Origin of the sequence: Bradyrhizobium sp. SPXBL-04 (genome assembly GCF_051853035.1) — a bacterium.
GTDB classification, from domain to species: Bacteria; Pseudomonadota; Alphaproteobacteria; order Rhizobiales; family Xanthobacteraceae; genus Bradyrhizobium; species Bradyrhizobium zhanjiangense.
Genome location: NZ_CP182472.1, coordinates 8,006,181 through 8,021,277, shown reverse-complemented (window position 1 = coordinate 8,021,277; position 15,097 = coordinate 8,006,181). Strand labels below are relative to the sequence as shown.

Below are 15,097 nucleotides of genomic sequence, written 5' to 3'. Positions count from 1 at the left end.
TATCGCGTGGCCCCCTGCAGCAGTATCGCTTTCCCGGGGTTTATAGGGCCAAACTAGCCTTGGAGTTCGCCGATAAGGTTGAGCATCTTGATCAGCGTCTGTTTGGAATCACCGAGCTTTTTGGCGAGAATTAAGTCACTCCTGCCGGACATGCGCAATACCGCTTCCAGGACTTCATCGGAGATGCGTACAAGATCAACCAGGTGTCGACCCGTTGGCCCATTCTTGGCCGAGAACCAGTTCTTTACAGCGCGCTCGTTGGCTTTTGTCAGGGCGACGACGGTCTTGATGGCAGCGTGGGTCTCACCAAACTCCTTGTGAAGAGCCTCTGCAATCTCGCGTGCGAACTCGGCGCTTCCGAGGTCTGTCGCTCCATCAGGATGAGAGTGTCCTGAAACGGACTGAATCTTTCGGTCCTTTTTCGGAAGCGACATTCCAGCTCTCCCTTGGGTACGCTGAACTATCCGAGGCTCGACCTGAATTCAGGTTGATCAATGACCGAGTAGCTTTCCGTGCGACGCGCAAGACAAGCAACTGCCGAAGAGCCAGCGAAAGGCGCGGCACGAGCGGCGCAATATGTGCGCATGTCCACCGACCACCAGAAATATTCGACGGAGAACCAGAAAGATGCGATCGCAGCCTACGCGGCGCGGCACAACCTCACGATTGTCCGCACCTATGCTGACGAGGGGCGCAGCGGACTGCGCATCGAGGGCCGCGATGCCCTGAAACAGCTCATCGACGATGTTCGAAACCGCCGGACTGACTTCAGCGTCGTGCTGGTCTATGACGTGAGCCGCTGGGGGCGGTTTCCGGACGCCGATGAGAGTGCCTACTACGAATACACCTGCAAGGAAGCAGGCATCCGGGTCCAGTATTGCGCCGAGCAGTTCGAAAACGACGGCAGCCTGTCATCTACCATAATAAAGAGCATGAAGCGGGCGATGGCCGGCGAGTATAGCCGGGAACTATCCGCAAAGGTCTTTGCCGGGCAGTGCCGGCTGATCGCTCTCGGTTTCCGGCAGGGCGGCACGCCCGGATATGGTCTCAGGCGGCAACTGATCGACGAACATCGGACGCCGAAGGCCGATCTTGGTCGCGGCGAGTACAAGAGCCTGCAAACCGACCGGGTCATCCTGAAGCCGGGACCGCCGCAGGAGGTCGAGCTGGTGCGGCGCATCTACAGATGCTTCGTCCTCCAGCTCAAATCGGAAGCCGAGATTGCCGCCATGCTAAACCTTGAGGGCATTCCGAACGAGTTTGGTCGGCCGTGGACCCGCGGGACAATCCATCAGATCCTCACCAACGAAAAATATGTCGGCAACAACGTCTACAATCGCGTTTCCTTCAAACTGAAGCAGACGCGTGTGATCAATCCGCCGGGTATGTGGATACGCGCCGATCACGCCTTCAACGCTGTCATCGACAGCGACTTCTTCCTTGCCGCCAGGCGCATTATCGAGGAACGCAGCAAGCGGCTGACGAACGCCGAAATGCTTGAGCGGCTAACAACCCTTCTGAAGCAGAAAGGACACCTTTCCGGGCTGGTCATCGACGAGATGGATGAGATGCCCTCAAGCTCTGTGTATCGAACCCGATTTGGCAGCCTTATCCGGGCATACCAACTCGTCGGATACGATCCGGGGCGCGATTACCAGTATATCGAAACCAACCGCGCACTCCGGACGATGTTTCCGGAGTTGCTTGATAAAGCGATGGCGGGGATACGCGAAGCTGGAGGAACGGTCGAGTTTGACGAGCTAACTGACATTTTGAGGATCAACGGCGAGTTTACCGCCTCGATCATCATTGCCCGCTGCCTGCACACGCCGGCTGGCTTTCTTCGCTGGAAGCTCAGACTCGACACCGGCCTGCGCCCCGATATCACGATCGCGATCCGCATGGCTGCAGAGAACAAGGAGATACTCGACTACTATCTCCTGCCCAGCATCGACATGTCGACCGACCGACTGAGACTCGCGGAAGAGAATGGTATCTACCTGGATGCCTATCGCTTCGACGATCTCGATGCATTCTTTGGACTAAGCGCGCGCAAGGGACTGGGAGTTGCCGCATGAACGACGAAACGGCACCGGAAATTGTCAAAGTTCCTGTAACGGACATCAGGGTCATCAACCCGCGCTCACGCAACAAGCGGATCTTCAACGAACTTGTAACAAGCATCGCCCATCTTGGCCTCAAGAAGCCGATTACGGTTAGCCGCCGCAATGGCCACGGATTTGATCTCGTCTGTGGTCAGGGCCGGCTGGAAGCCTTCATAGCGCTTGGTCAGGCGGAAATCCCCGCGATTGTTATTGAAGCCTCCGAAGAGGATTGCTTCGTGATGAGCCTCGTCGAGAACCTCGCGCGGCGACATCATTCTCCCCTGGAGCTGGTCGCCGAGATCGGCAGCCTCAAGAAGCGAGGCTATTCGATTGGGCAGATCGCGGCCAAAATCGACTTCAGCACCGAGTATATCTATGCAATCTGCTCGCTCCTCAATAACGGAGAGCAACGGCTATTGGCCGCGGTCGAAAGGGGGCTCATTCCGCACAGCATTGCCATGGAGATTGCGAAGGCCAGGGACGGTGATGTCCAGAGGGCGCTTGCGGAAGCCTATGAAGCCAATGCGATTCCCGGCAATCAGGTCCTCGCGATCCGCAAGATCATTGAACAACGTAACCTGCTGGGGAAGGCAAAGACCCCGACAGGGCCGCGGCAACAGTCAAAGCGCGTAACATCCGGCGCCCTTGTGCGCGCCTACAAGAAAGAGGCTGATCGGCAGAAACTACTTGTGAAAAAGGCTGGCCTCGCCCAAAGCCGCCTGCTCTTCACCGTTAACGCCCTGCGGGTGCTGATGGCGGAGGTCTCGTTCGTCAAACTGCTGCAGGCGGAGGAGTTGCATACACTGCCGAGGCCCATTGCCGAGCGACTCCACGGCGCGGGAGGACAGCAATGAACACGGCCGATGTCCGGATAGCTTTTGAGCAAAATATCATTGTCGTTCCTTTTGATTCGATCCTGCCGCTCAAACAAATATCGGACGAGACCAAAAGGCTTGTCCGGTACAAGCGTGTGGCCCAGTCGATTGCCGAAGTCGGATTGATCGAGCCGCTGGTCCTGTCGAAGCACCCTGACGAGAACGGGAAATATCTCCTGCTCGATGGTCACTGGCGCCGCGCGGCACTGCTGGATCGCGACGAAACCAGCGCGCGCTGCATTCTGTCGCATGACGATGAGACCTTCACCTATAACAAGCGCATCAATCACCTCGCAACGATCCAGGAATACTTCATGATCGTGCGGGCGCTTGCGCGAGGCGTTTCGGAAGAGAAGCTAGCGAAGGCCCTCGACGTCAACATCGGCCACATCAAACGGCGGCGGGCCATGCTGGATGGCATAGGCCCGGAAGTCATCGAGATGCTGAAGGACAAGATGGTCAGCACGGTGACGTTCGATGTAATGCGAAAGATGGGTCCAATGCGCCAGGTCGAAGTCGCGGAATTAATGTTGTCGGCCTCGAACTTCACCGTCGGCTATGCGCGGGCGCTTCTCGCGGCGACGAAGCAGGCTGATCTGGCGAAGCCCGAGAGGGCAAAACGGATCGATGGCATGACGCCTGAGCAATTGGCGCGCATGGAACGCGAGATGAGTACGCTTCAGCAGGACTTCAAGGCTGTCGAAGCATCCTATGGCGAGGATGTGCTGCATCTGGTGATTGTCTCGGGTTACATATCGAAATTGATCGCCAACCGGAAAGTCGAGCGCTACCTTGATCAAAATCACCCAGAGATACTCGAAGAGTTCAAGGCGATCGTTTCGGTCACATCCCTCGATCACACCGTGCCCGAGTCCACCGCGCGGTAATGGCAGCTCGGGCGAAACGCGTTCGGCGATGGCCGCGTACTTAGGGTCACGGGAGACTGATCAGGCTTCGCTATTGCGGCTCCAACCTGTCAACTTGTCAACCGTGTCAACCCAGTTTCGGGACTTTGCCGCTGGAGAGTTCTTGGGGCGCGTTTGGGCCGTATGGGGGAGGAGACCGGGAAGGACCCATTCATGAACGATGTCCGGGTTGCGCTGAAAGTAGACCTTGGTCAAGCGGTCCGCGGCTGTGGCTAGGAGCAGAGAGGTAAGTTAGCGGCCAAGTTTTTTGGTCTGTCTTCAGCGAATTGCGTGGGCTTCGTTCAAAACTCTGGCGCAGCACGACAGACAACTAAACGGGTACCGGCCCATCCCAGAGCTTCCCGAGCCAGACATCATGTCCGCCGACGAATATCTCAACGCATTTGTACACTGCGATCGCAAGAATGATCTCGCGCGGAACTAAGATGCGTTCGCTAAGAAAAATCCGGCACCGCAACTGGCTGATCGTGATTCCACCTCTGTCGAACTCGCCGTTCGTCAATAATCTCTCCACCCATGTCATAGCTATGCGGCAGCGCCTTTCGCGAAGTTGCGATGCGGCCGGTTCGGGCGGCCGCGCCGCGTCGACTGGCTTTGGAAAGACATAGATCTCGGCGCTCAAACGCGGATGGTAATATCTCGCCGCCTCGAGCGCTTTCGACAATATCTCGTCAAATTCCGTCATTCTTCTGTTCTCCTAATTCTGCGCCACGATCAGCTCAGCAGCGGCAATGTCGACGCGTGACAAGGTTCCATCTTTCGCACGCCTGCAAAGCTGTTCGACGCAGCGGGGGTCGATCTCGTTCAGCTTTTCGAGCAAGTCGATCATGCCCGGTCCAAACCGTCCAATGATCTCCGCTTCGAATTTGCCTTGATCGGTGAACCGCGTTCCTTGCCTTCCTCCGCCAAGCCGACTTGAGAAGGTTCTAAGGTGTTTATTTAAGTAGGATTGGCGGACAGTTTTGTCCCCTCTGGTGAGACGTTCTTGTCTCTCCACGAGGACAGTTTTGTCTGCTTCATTGCTTTCGGTCTGCCTGGGCGCCGGGGTTCGTCCTGGCGGCCAACTCAAGCGATATCGGTTAGAACGCTCCCTTCTTCGCTCCACCTCGAGCCATCCCAATCTTTCCAGCTGCCCGACTGCTCTCTGAATGGATTTGTTCGATAGGCAGACTTTTCCGGCGAGCCGGGCGAGGGATGGCCAAGCGAATCCGGCTACCGAATTCTGATGATCGGCGATGAGATAAGCGACCCGAAACGCTGTGGAGTTGACTTCGCATTCAAGACTGATGGCATTGAGCCACTGCATCTTTTCGCGGGTGAAAGCTCGTGCATCCACGGACCGGCCTCACTTGGCGGAGCCGCTGTCGGACGTTGAGCGTCGCCGACGAGAGCTCATCCAGGCGTCGAGGTCGCCCGTTTCATACCTGACGGAACGTCCTACCTTGATTGCAGGAGGTCCATCGCCCGTGACAAAGAGCTTCGCGAGTGTGCTCTCTCCAAGCCGGAGGTATGCAGCAGCTTCTTTTCTAGTAAGCCATCGCGATTGTTCGTATCGAGTCTCGACGTTCAATTGCTTTCCCCAATTGCAAACTCCGGATCAATCCCGGCATTTGCTTCCTACAGGAGGAAAGCAGAGAGCTGTTCAGACAACTGCGGACATGTCTCGCTTTGTCTTATTGTCCGTGCTTGCTGAACTCCTTGTAATGGCGTTGCAGCCCCTTCCGGACGGAATTGTCCGCAGAATTGAGTTGCCTTGTCCGTTTCAGATAATCGATGAGCAAACCGAACACGTGGTCGAAACCGACAGGCTCGGGGCTATATAGATATTTCCCGTCTTCGATCTCCTTGAGGAAGGTAGGGTATTTCTTGTCGAGCGGCGGATATTCCTTCGCTGGGGCCAGTCCCGCAGGAAAGGCGCGCCGAACGTCGCTTTCGAGAAAGACAATTTGGTCCATCACCCTGTGGAAGCCGGTTTCTTCGCCACTGATCCCGGGCACGAGCTCTTTTGTCGGCTGGCTTAGATCTTTAAGAGCTGCCGCGCGGTAAGCCTTCAGGGAGCGGACAATGAATCTGTGAATGGGGCCTCCCGCTTTTGTCTGGATTTCCCTACCGGCTCGATCCACAGCAACGAAATCAAATTCGGTCCATGTCCAGCGTTCGATTTGCTGCACCGGCGAGGCATCAATTGATCCGTAAGCTCGGAGTTCGTTGGCAAGTAGAGCGGCCTCAAGCCGGTCTTTGCTTTCAAACGTCGACCACCAGCCGTCTCTTGCGGATTCTCCGATGTGCCGAAACTCAATCCACCAAAGCGCCTCATCCAATTGGGCAAACGGTGGCTGTTCAATGTCAAAGTCGGATCCGTCCATCTCAAGCAACTCGTTGTTCCCGTTATGTGTGAACGCGCCAGCACTTATATTCATTCGCCCATCGCTGCCGCTAGTGCTTTTGCGATTTGTTCGGATGCACGACGCAATGGATCATTGTCCAGATGCGCATAACGTGCGGTGGTCGCCGGCTGAGAATGTCCAAGCAGCTTGCCGATAATGGGCAGCCCAAAGCCCGCGCCTGCGCCATAGCTGGCGTGGGTATGTCTCAGGTCGTGGATTCTTACGCCTTCCAGGCCGGATCGCCTGCTCACTAGCTTCCAAGGCTTATTCAGGTCGTGCCGAGGCTGCCCCTTGATATCGCTCGAGATCACGTAGCAATCGATCTTGGGGATCTTGCTAAGGATGTCGAGAGCCGGTGCGTTTAGAATAATGGCCTTTTGACCCGTTTTGCTATCAGGCAGCAAGAGCAGGCCGCGCTGGAGGTCAACATATTCCCATTTGAGTTCGAGAATTTCCCGAAGCCGAGCGCCGGTAAGAATCAGAAGGCGCAGGGCGGCAGCGACATGAGGCCCGAGTTTCGTGCGGCCATTTTTCGGGATGTGCTTCGCGTTGGGTTGGTCTTTATCAAGAGCCCACGGAACGCCCACCGTCTCCGCTTCACGAATGGCGTCTCCCAGGCGGCCGAGTTCCGTTGAGCTCAGGAACCGTTCGCGGCGCTGCTCGCGGAATGCTTGGACATGACTCGCGGGGTTGTGCCCTTTGGGAACGAGGCCGCAGACGGCAGCGTACCGGAAGACGGACCCGATGAACTCCACGACCCGATTTGCGGTCATCGGCGTCTCCTTGCCGATCTTCCGGTGCATCTTCGAGATGTCGGAACTATCGAGCGCATCGAGCTTGCGGGTGCCGAGGAGGGGGGCGGCGTGCTTACGGAGGTAGATGCGGTAGTTGACGACCGTCCGTGGCTTCAGTTTTGTCTCGGCCTCTTCGCGCAGATAGCGCTCGCCAAAATCTGCAAAGGTTGGCATGGCACGTTCGGTCGAGCGCTTGCGGGCGGGATCCTGTCCGAGGGCCACAGCGGCGAGGATTGATTTGGCCGTAGCGCGCGCTTGGTCGGGCGTCATGCTCGAGGCTGACCCAAGGACCATCCGCGTCTTGCCGACGCTCCGCCCGCCGGCGCCGCTACGGTATTCGACGCACCACCTCTGGACGCCGGAGGGAAGGACCTTGAGGCAAAAACCGGTCAGTTCGCTGTCGTAAAAGATGGTCTGCTTGTCGACGGGTTCGATTGCGTCGATCGTTCTCCGCGTCAGCTTCAGTACCGGCACATTGACCTCCAGAATCGCCACCGAGTCGCCACCGCAACAGGAATGGCAGGATATCTCGGGAAATCGCGATGCTAAAGTTCACTAATATTCTGAGTTGCTTAGGTAAAGTGAGAGGTCTTGGGATAAGTCCAGAAAACTGTGAAATTCATACTCATAACCTGAAGGTCATAGGTTCAAATCCTATCCCCGCAACCAAATTCGGATTGACCGGATCCGATACGAAAATGGCCCGCGCGACGCGGGCCATTTGTGTTTGGTGGAAAGATCGCGGGCCGGCTCAGGCCGCGGCCAGTGCCGTCGCGCTCATGTCGGTTAGCAGCGCGCCTGCAAACCACCGACTCGGCCGGCTCGGCGGGGTGTTGCAGCAGTTGCGACCTTCCAACCGTCAATTGAGTGCACTGCCACCCTCCGCGTAGCTTATGGACCTGATGAAGCATCCCGACGCATCGCAGAAGGCGGCGCTCTCTCAACTCCTGTGCTGCAGCAAATGTGCATTGTCTTTCGCGCCGCTGGCAAGGATGAGAACTGAAACCGACAGCGAGATTGCCAGCCCGCGGCTGCCACCGCCGCGACTTGCCGCTCGCGGATAGGCGTAGAAAGGAAACAGCACTAAGCCAAATAGGACGAGGGACGTCGCGTAATGCACGAAGCGGACGAGGACAAGCCATAGCTCCACGACTAGTTGCCGACAGTGAAGGTGTATTCGCCCTTGACGTGGTGGGTGTCCTCAGAGACCGCTGCCATATCACCCGGTACTTGCCGGCCGGCAACGGCGCATCGAGAGGCACCACAAGCTGCTTCTTGTCCTTCAGGTCGACTGCCGGGGTACCTGTAGCAATCGACTTGCCACTCTCGTCCTGCAACTCCAGGCCTGAAAATTTGGCAATAACTCCTTCCGAGAAGTTCAGGCGGATTTCCTTGGTCGTGGGCGCGGCGCGCTCTATGCCATCCGACGGTGGAGCAGAGGATGTGAGCTTAGGATGAGCCATTGCTTCGGTCGCAGCAAGGGCGAGGCCGATGCCCGCGCTGATGGCTAAAAGTCTAGCGCGCATATTTCATTCTCCTCGCCTCGAAGCTACGCGGCTACCATCCCCAACTGCGGTAATTGGGATAGTAATAATTGTAGCGCGGCCGATAATAGCTGTAGTCGCCGCGATCCTCATGATAGCCCCCGTGCAAGTCGCGGAGCGCGCGGTGATAGGCGCGATGCTCGGCACGGCTCTCAAACCCTTCCTCGTGCGCCCGTTCATGAGCTTCGCCGAGCTCGTCATGAAATGCGCGGTGCCCATTGTCCCACTCATCATGGGCGAGCGCCGGTAGCGTGGACAGTGCCGTAAAGGCAAACGCGGTGGCCAGAAGTGCACTCTTCAGTTTCATGACAACTCTCCCGACTCCAAGAGGCGATACGAGGAACCTATTCCGGGAAAAATAGGCATTCGCGCTTGAATGAATGCTGAACCAAGTTTGACGGGAAAGAGACAGGGTTCGGATTCCCTTTCGTTGCGCTTCCTGTCGATCTCATGAGGGAGTCCGCCACTCGACGAATCGTTGCGACTCGCCACACAGGATAGAGAAAGCGTGGTTATCCGCGTGGCGTTTTCATGGGACGGCGCCTAGCCTAACACCTCATGGGCGAGGCTACACAGCCGTGCAGTGCTGGCTGGGTTCCAAATCGATTGGAATTTCACTGCGAAAGCGCTTCGGTGCGTCGACCGGTGATTGCGGATGCGCCGCGACTCTCGCTCTCCGCCGCGCCATCCCGAGATGATATCGCGCTGTCAGCGCTGCGCCTGACCGTTGCCGCAAGTAGTGCGTGGATAGGAAACAACCCCATGCATGCAATCCCGATGGCGATGTGGATCCACCGGGCCGGCTCCCGCGTTTGTTCGCCCCCGTAATAGAGCACGAGACCTGTCATGGCGAGCAAGGCAAGCATGGCCAGCGTGGTGCCGCCGGTCCATCGCTTGCGGCGCCGGTGCCAGCCCGACCGCACGTGCAACGGCAGCAGCGAGCCGATTGCGATCAAAACTGCATAGGCCGAGATGCCGTGGAGCATCAATAGCAATCGTTCGGATTCACTGGGCTCGGCGTCGACGAGGTCGTGCAGAACGAACCAGGCGGCGCCGGTCAGCGCGACCACCGCGGTTGCGGTCCAGACAGCGCTCTTTTGAACAAAGCCGAGGCGCATGGATCAGGCCGCCATCGACTGGAGATCACCGCCGCTGATGAAAGCCGTCGCGCCGAAGCGACCGAAGCAGGGATGCTGCGGCTCGGCGCTCTGGACCAGAATCTTTGTCAAAGCGTCCGCGACGATGCAGCTTGGTGCGACGACCGAATAGGCTCGTCTATCGGTTGTGGAGTCCGGCGATTCCAGCGCTCCGTTCCGGCCGACAGTGGCGAAGGAGGAGGAGGTCGCGATGGCGCCGTTGCGCAACAGTCCGGCCTGCAGCAAGCCCCGGCCTGGAACGTGCACATGGATCGGCTGGTCGATCTCGCCCATGACGCGCAGATCGCCGCCGGCGTTGACAGTCGCGCATCGGACGCCCGCAGCGCGAAGCGAGGCGACGGCGCGATCCACCGCGTAGCCCTTGGCGATTCCGCCAAGGTCGATTGCCACCGGTGCCGTCAAACGCACGGACCGATCCTCCGACAGGCGGACTGCGCTGAAGTCGCCTTCACAGACATGGTCGAGGTCGCTGGACGGCAGCAACTCGCGGCGCATCAGCTCGAAGCCGACCGCGCAGTCGAACAGGCCGTTGCTTGCTGCATGAAACGCTGCCGCGTGACGCAGAACCCGCGCCGTCCAGGGATGGACTGTCACGGGCTTTCGGAACGCCGCGCGGTTGATGCGTCCGATGTCGCTACCTGCATCGTGGAAGCTCATCAGACGCTGAACCAGCAATACCGCCTCGAAGGCGCGGGCAATCGCTCGTTCAGCGTCGGCTTGCGCGACGCCGTCGACCTCGATCTCCACGATCGTGCCCAGCAGCGGTCGTGCGCGCCTCATGGCTACTGCCCCCTCAGACTCTGGTACTGCCCGACAACACGTCTCACGCCATCGGTAATGTGCTTGCACGACAACGTCGCGCCGCTGATGTTCTTGATATCGATATTGAGCTGCAGCGGCGAGCTCGCGCTCTTGCCTATGAACTGCGAGCGCCACGAGGCCTCGCGAACCTCGTAGCCATAGGATTCGTTGTATTCGAGGATTTCGATATGCTTGACCGTGCCGCCGGCGGTGATGCCGACGGCGTATTTGATATATTCGTGCTTGCCGAGCACGCGGTCGATCACGACGATCCCGCCCGAGGAGGCACGGAAGACTCCCGCCCTGCCGCCGGGGGAGAACGATGCGCCGGGAAAGATCGCCTGCATCGCCTGCTGTTCACTCATATACACGGTGGCGCCAGCCGGCGCGATCAGAACGATCGCTGCCGGCGCGGCGAGGAGTGGTGTCCACTTCATGCTGCCCCGCCTCGAAACTTCATTTCACAGCGAACGGCACGCCGAGGCGGAACATCACCTCGTCGCGCGCGTGCTCGTCGCCGTAGATGCGTCCGTGCTTCACCACTGACGCCTGATCCTCGTTGTAGGTGATGACCATCGGCAGTTGGTGACGCCAGGCCAGCGTCCACCAGAATTCCTTTTGCGCGTAGTGGATGACGGGTCCGGCAAAGAATGCGGAATGTTCAGGATTGTTGAACCAGTAGCCGGTGAATTCGTTGTGGACGCGGGTCTCGAAGCCGATCATCCAGTTCGGCATCACGAGATAGGACATGCCGAAGGTCACGTCGATCGGCGAAGCTCTTTCGATCGAGCCGTCGGCGTACACCTCGCGCTCATGCTTGCCCATGATATTAATAGCGGCAATGAGGCGATCCTCCAGGAAGTTCTTCTGCAAGATCACCCGCCATTCCAGCTCCTTCTCCCTCGGCCCGATCTCCGGTTCGATGTAGAGCGCGAGCCCGATCGGATCGGTCACGGGATTGAGAACCTGATAGATCGCCTCGAAGGAAACCGAATCGAAGCGAGTCTTCTCGTAACGCGAGTACGGGTCGAAGGAAGCATCGAGAAACTGAGTCACGCCCGGTCCGCCCGTCGTCCCGTCGAAGCCGTTGCGGAAGGCGTTGGCATAACTCCAGTTGAAATAGCCGGAAATCTGCAGCTGGTTGGTGAGACCATATTCGATCTCCTCCTTGTTCTGCATGAAAAAATACTGTCCCTGCGACTGCCCTGACTGCATGAACGATTTGTGTTCGTATTCAAACGTGCCCTGCGGATGCACATCGGCGGTGTAGATCCAGCCGAACGGCGATTCCCCTGCACGCGCCTGACAAGCGGTCAGCATCACAGCTGCCGCGCATATCGGTCCCACCAAACGCTTCACTGTCGTCCCCATCAAAGAAAAGCCTGTGGGACGCGGCCTACAGCGACACACGAAGGTGTGACAATACACCTCAGGTTGGAATTAATCTAAACTCGTCCAGCACCTTCACTCGCGGGATGCTCGGCGTCATTCCGCAAGGTTTCGGAAAAATAAGTAAGTGAGCAGCAAGAGCAGCTTACCCTCTATTCGCCTTCCGGCTGGAGCGATTCTAATTTTGACAAATTCCAATCGAGGTTCGGATCTGTTGCACTTGTCGTCAGGGAGCACGACGTGCCGACGTCTTCGCAATACGCTGAAGCTGGGCGCGACGGAACCGCCGCAGCAGCCCAAGCGGTGTTCGAAGGAGCCGAGACTCGTGATCGGCTTGCCTAGGACTGTTCGGTGCCGGTGCTCGTCGCTCCGTCGTCCCCAGGCTCAGCTTGGCGAGACGTTGCAGCAATCACGGGACTTACTCGCCGCTCAATCGAATGCCCTGCCACCGCAATTCGAAGGTGTTCACGTCCACCACCTACATCTATCGCCCGATGAACCGGATCATCCCGGCCTCGTTCGGATTGAACCCGCGGGGAAAGACAGTGCGATCATCGTATGTCGCGCCGCTCAGCCTTGCTCCCGCAAGACGAGCATTGGTCAAATCGGCGCCCCTGAACCACGTGAGACGCCAGTTAGGCAACTCACTGACGGCATTGGCGTCGGAAAGATCGGCGCCGATCAACTTCGCGCCAGTGAAATCCGCACCACCGATATTGGGCCGACGCAAGTCGGCACCTGACAGGTCAGCTCCAATGAAATCGGTCGAACCGCCCAGATTGTCGAGCCCACAATTGGCACCGCGAAGGTCGGCTCGGCGCAGATTGGCGCTATTGAAGGTCGCGCCGCGCAGGTCGCAACGCGCCAAAATGGCGCCTTCGAGCACCGCATCGTGAAACATTGCCCAGTAAAAGTCCGCTTCCGCCATGTCGACGCCGGCGAGTTGAGCGAACATCATGTCGCGGCCCTGCTGCACTGTCCCGGCCAGCGAGCAGTCGTTGGGCGGCAGGCGCACCGTACGATCCAGGGGTTCATCCGGTTCAGGCAAAGCATCGGGATCATCAGATCTAGCCATGCAACTCTGTCGCGCGATCTGACGTCTTCGTTCGATCCGGGTCGATTGCGAAAGATCAATAGCTTGGAAGATGTTCACTGCGTCCGCGGCGCAGGAGACGCCGAGATCAGATCGTAACCTTGAAGCGCTGGCCCGTGAGGCTGAGCGCCGCAAGCGGTTCGGCATGGCGCGCCTCCCCTCAAAACTCCCTAATCACCTTCCCATCCGCCCCCACCAGGCTCGACGGTGCCTCCCCAAACACCAGCCCTTCCGGCTGAAACTTGATCGTTGTCCCGCCCTCGACGAACTCCGCAAAATTCCTTGGCGTTGCCGCGTGCACGCCGTTGGCCAGGAAGTCGCTGGTCTCGTAGCAGGTGTCGGGCTTGCCGCCGGAGCCTTCGGTCAAAAACTTCTGGAAGGTCTGGCTCGTGATCTTCGCCTTCTTGCGCGCCGACCAGTTGGTGTAGCGGCGGTAGAGTTTTGGCGGGATCACCGGGCCCTTGTCGGTCGCGAGCACGGCGGTCTCGCCAGCCCTGGGCTCGCGCAGGTCGAAGTCGAAGGCGCCAATCGTTTTGGCGAGATGCTTCCAGACCGGCAGCTTCTTGCTGCGCGCGCTCTTGGCGATGGCGAGGATAGCCCTGATCTCGTCGTCGTTCATCGAGGAGTAGAACGTCGGATAGGCAAAGCCCTGTTCGACCAGCCAGTGATTGATGTCGATTGTTTCGCCTCCGACCGTCACCTCGATGTCGCCGACCAGCCTTCCATGGGTGTCGAACACCTCGTTCGGCGCATCGACATGGGTGAACACCCGGCAGGGAAGCGCGGCTTCGCCGGCACGGCTGAGGAAATCGTGCAGAGCCTTGCTCGCGGTGGCGCCGAGGAATTGCCGGTACGAATGGGTGACCTCGTGATAGGCCTGCTTCTTGGCCTCCGTCAGTCCCTTCTTCTCGGCCGTCGAGAGAGGCGACGGCTGATAGTGCAGCTCGGGCGCGTCGATGCCCTGGAGGCGAACGGTGAGCTTGCCGTTCTTGATCGGCGCGGTCGACGTGCGGCCCTTGACCTTGGCGCTCTCGAAGATACGGGTCGGCTGGAATGGCGCTGAGTCTTCCTTGCGGAAGCGGATCGCGTCCGGCGCGATGGTCACCACCACCTTGGTGGTGTCGGCGTCCGACCGCCCCTCCGGCCAGAACTGCTTGACCTCGATGGTGCCTTCGACCTCCAGCAGTCCCACGGGCATCGGCCGCTCCTGTCACCGCGCGCGACCATCGACTTCTGACAAAGCGATTCGCGCGCACAATGAGAGGCAACCGATCATCTTCGTGCGACAGTCCCATGACGGCAGCTGCGACAGCTGCGACGCGGTCGCGGCGACAGCTCTCGACTTACACGAGGCTGACAACGGGGTTCTCGCAGTGAATGCGCTCGAAGGGCCAGAGCGGCGGACGTCAGACCTTGGGCGAGTGGGATCGATCGGTCGCAACAAGACGCCCGCGCGCCTGTCGCGCGGGGGCGGCAATGGGTTCTTGAACCAAGAAGAACGCTTCTGAAGATCACGATCTGTGCGGACAGACCATCGTCAGATAGAGCAGCGTCGGCGCCTTGTCCTCGCCGTTCTTGTACTCCCACTCCAGCCGGATCTCGTGCCGGTGCGCGTAGGCATCGCTTGCCGCGTGGGTGATGATCTTCGTCTTCATTGGGATCGGCGGCTCGGAGTTGAAGCATTTCCGGACGCAGGCATCGAGCAGATCGCATCGCGTCAGAGGAATGACGCCGGGCTCATCCTTGGACAGCGGGACCGTGTTCGGCTGGGTGCTGAGATCGACGCGGGCTCGGCCCTTCTCCTTGTGCCAGTATTTGGCGCTTCCCTGCGGCCACTTCGATGGCGGGTTCAAGATCAGGTGGTATTGGCCATATTCCAAAGTTGGCAGATCGATATAGTCCGATGCCTTGAGCTTCGCGACACTCTTCTTCATGTTCGCTAAAGGATAGTAGTTGCTGTTCATCAAGTCTCGAAATGCCTTGCCGCTATATACCAGTCCGGCCATCGCCTCTTTCCTCGATATGT

Annotated in this window: 18 protein-coding genes; 3 read left to right on the top strand and 15 right to left on the bottom strand. The window is 58.7% G+C overall.

Features of this window, described 5'->3' with window-relative positions; all coding sequences use genetic code 11:
- Positions 1–53: 53 nt before the first annotated feature.
- Entirely contained in the window at positions 54–434 is a 381-nt protein-coding gene (locus ACNJX8_RS38220; RefSeq protein ID WP_439358819.1) for a hypothetical protein, read from the bottom strand.
- Between the two features lie 78 nt (positions 435–512).
- Between ACNJX8_RS38220 and ACNJX8_RS38215 the strand changes: the two genes are divergently transcribed.
- The 3 genes from ACNJX8_RS38215 to ACNJX8_RS38205 are packed head-to-tail and all read left to right on the top strand — an operon-like array spanning position 513 to position 3,867.
- Complete coding sequence (locus ACNJX8_RS38215; RefSeq protein ID WP_439358818.1) at positions 513–2,078, top strand: recombinase family protein; 1,566 nt, start codon at positions 513–515, stop codon at positions 2,076–2,078.
- A complete protein-coding gene (locus tag ACNJX8_RS38210) occupies positions 2,075–2,959 on the top strand; it encodes a plasmid partitioning protein RepB C-terminal domain-containing protein (RefSeq protein ID WP_439358817.1) in 885 nt (294 codons plus the stop codon). The genes ACNJX8_RS38215 and ACNJX8_RS38210 overlap by 4 nt, the downstream gene beginning before the upstream one ends.
- Entirely contained in the window at positions 2,956–3,867 is a 912-nt protein-coding gene (locus tag ACNJX8_RS38205; RefSeq protein ID WP_439358816.1) for a plasmid partitioning protein RepB C-terminal domain-containing protein, read from the top strand. Before ACNJX8_RS38210 ends, ACNJX8_RS38205 begins: the two co-directional genes overlap by 4 nt.
- A 349-nt stretch (positions 3,868–4,216) precedes the next feature.
- Here the strand turns inward: ACNJX8_RS38205 and ACNJX8_RS38200 are convergent, their stop codons facing one another.
- From ACNJX8_RS38200 to ACNJX8_RS38135, 14 genes are all read right to left on the bottom strand, one after another.
- Complete coding sequence (locus tag ACNJX8_RS38200) at positions 4,217–4,591, bottom strand: hypothetical protein (RefSeq protein WP_439358815.1); 375 nt, start codon at positions 4,589–4,591, stop codon at positions 4,217–4,219.
- A gap of 12 nt (positions 4,592–4,603) precedes the next feature.
- Positions 4,604–5,242 (bottom strand): helix-turn-helix domain-containing protein, encoded by a 639-nt coding sequence (locus ACNJX8_RS38195; protein ID WP_439358814.1) that lies wholly within the window; start codon positions 5,240–5,242, stop codon positions 4,604–4,606.
- A 9-nt stretch (positions 5,243–5,251) separates the two neighbouring features.
- The gene (locus tag ACNJX8_RS38190; RefSeq protein ID WP_439358813.1) at positions 5,252–5,476 is read right to left on the bottom strand and encodes a helix-turn-helix transcriptional regulator; all 225 of its coding nucleotides are present in this window, start codon (positions 5,474–5,476) and stop codon (positions 5,252–5,254) included.
- A gap of 103 nt (positions 5,477–5,579) precedes the next feature.
- Positions 5,580–6,272 carry a hypothetical protein gene (locus ACNJX8_RS38185; RefSeq protein WP_439358812.1) on the bottom strand — a complete coding sequence of 231 codons (693 nt, stop codon included), beginning with the start codon at positions 6,270–6,272 and terminating at the stop codon, positions 5,580–5,582.
- A 50-nt stretch (positions 6,273–6,322) separates the two neighbouring features.
- Positions 6,323–7,582 carry a tyrosine-type recombinase/integrase gene (locus tag ACNJX8_RS38180; RefSeq protein WP_439358811.1) on the bottom strand — a complete coding sequence of 420 codons (1,260 nt, stop codon included), beginning with the start codon at positions 7,580–7,582 and terminating at the stop codon, positions 6,323–6,325.
- Positions 7,583–7,734: 152 nt separating this feature from the next.
- Positions 7,735–8,550: a copper resistance protein CopC gene (locus ACNJX8_RS38175; RefSeq protein WP_439362035.1), complete on the bottom strand. Its 816-nt coding sequence runs from the start codon at positions 8,548–8,550 to the stop codon at positions 7,735–7,737.
- 94 nt (positions 8,551–8,644) lie between these two features.
- Positions 8,645–8,938: a hypothetical protein gene (locus tag ACNJX8_RS38170; protein ID WP_128936730.1), complete on the bottom strand. Its 294-nt coding sequence runs from the start codon at positions 8,936–8,938 to the stop codon at positions 8,645–8,647.
- A 307-nt stretch (positions 8,939–9,245) separates the two neighbouring features.
- Positions 9,246–9,749 carry a cytochrome b/b6 domain-containing protein gene (locus ACNJX8_RS38165; RefSeq protein ID WP_128936729.1) on the bottom strand — a complete coding sequence of 168 codons (504 nt, stop codon included), beginning with the start codon at positions 9,747–9,749 and terminating at the stop codon, positions 9,246–9,248.
- A 3-nt stretch (positions 9,750–9,752) separates the two neighbouring features.
- Positions 9,753–10,568 (bottom strand): FAD:protein FMN transferase, encoded by an 816-nt coding sequence (locus tag ACNJX8_RS38160; protein WP_439358810.1) that lies wholly within the window; start codon positions 10,566–10,568, stop codon positions 9,753–9,755.
- Positions 10,569–10,570: 2 nt separating this feature from the next.
- A complete protein-coding gene (locus ACNJX8_RS38155) occupies positions 10,571–11,026 on the bottom strand; it encodes an FMN-binding protein (RefSeq protein WP_128942397.1) in 456 nt (151 codons plus the stop codon).
- 19 nt (positions 11,027–11,045) lie between these two features.
- On the bottom strand, positions 11,046–11,909 hold the full coding sequence (locus tag ACNJX8_RS38150; RefSeq protein ID WP_128936726.1) for a DUF6662 family protein: 864 nt from the start codon (positions 11,907–11,909) through the stop codon (positions 11,046–11,048).
- A 553-nt stretch (positions 11,910–12,462) separates the two neighbouring features.
- A complete protein-coding gene (locus tag ACNJX8_RS38145; protein WP_439358809.1) occupies positions 12,463–13,218 on the bottom strand; it encodes a pentapeptide repeat-containing protein in 756 nt (251 codons plus the stop codon).
- Between the two features lie 13 nt (positions 13,219–13,231).
- On the bottom strand, positions 13,232–14,269 hold the full coding sequence (locus ACNJX8_RS38140) for a thermonuclease family protein (RefSeq protein WP_439358808.1): 1,038 nt from the start codon (positions 14,267–14,269) through the stop codon (positions 13,232–13,234).
- Between the two features lie 313 nt (positions 14,270–14,582).
- Positions 14,583–15,077: a hypothetical protein gene (locus ACNJX8_RS38135; RefSeq protein WP_128942394.1), complete on the bottom strand. Its 495-nt coding sequence runs from the start codon at positions 15,075–15,077 to the stop codon at positions 14,583–14,585.
- Positions 15,078–15,097 lie beyond the last annotated feature (20 nt).

Coding starts and splice junctions, on each gene's coding strand:
- ACNJX8_RS38220 (WP_439358819.1), bottom strand. CDS start 434: ATGTCGCTTCCGAAAAAGGACCGAAAGATTCAGTCCGTTTCAGGACAC.
- ACNJX8_RS38210 (WP_439358817.1), top strand. CDS start 2,075: ATGAACGACGAAACGGCACCGGAAATTGTCAAAGTTCCTGTAACGGAC.
- ACNJX8_RS38205 (WP_439358816.1), top strand. CDS start 2,956: ATGAACACGGCCGATGTCCGGATAGCTTTTGAGCAAAATATCATTGTC.
- ACNJX8_RS38200 (WP_439358815.1), bottom strand. CDS start 4,591: ATGACGGAATTTGACGAGATATTGTCGAAAGCGCTCGAGGCGGCGAGA.
- ACNJX8_RS38185 (WP_439358812.1), bottom strand. CDS start 6,272: ATGGACGGATCCGACTTTGACATTGAACAGCCACCGTTTGCCCAATTG.
- ACNJX8_RS38175 (WP_439362035.1), bottom strand. CDS start 8,550: ATGGCTCATCCTAAGCTCACATCCTCTGCTCCACCGTCGGATGGCATA.
- ACNJX8_RS38170 (WP_128936730.1), bottom strand. CDS start 8,938: ATGAAACTGAAGAGTGCACTTCTGGCCACCGCGTTTGCCTTTACGGCA.
- ACNJX8_RS38165 (WP_128936729.1), bottom strand. CDS start 9,749: ATGCGCCTCGGCTTTGTTCAAAAGAGCGCTGTCTGGACCGCAACCGCG.
- ACNJX8_RS38160 (WP_439358810.1), bottom strand. CDS start 10,568: ATGAGGCGCGCACGACCGCTGCTGGGCACGATCGTGGAGATCGAGGTC.
- ACNJX8_RS38155 (WP_128942397.1), bottom strand. CDS start 11,026: ATGAAGTGGACACCACTCCTCGCCGCGCCGGCAGCGATCGTTCTGATC.
- ACNJX8_RS38150 (WP_128936726.1), bottom strand. CDS start 11,909: ATGCTGACCGCTTGTCAGGCGCGTGCAGGGGAATCGCCGTTCGGCTGG.
- ACNJX8_RS38145 (WP_439358809.1), bottom strand. CDS start 13,218: ATGCCGAACCGCTTGCGGCGCTCAGCCTCACGGGCCAGCGCTTCAAGG.
- ACNJX8_RS38140 (WP_439358808.1), bottom strand. CDS start 14,269: ATGCCCGTGGGACTGCTGGAGGTCGAAGGCACCATCGAGGTCAAGCAG.
- ACNJX8_RS38135 (WP_128942394.1), bottom strand. CDS start 15,077: ATGGCCGGACTGGTATATAGCGGCAAGGCATTTCGAGACTTGATGAAC.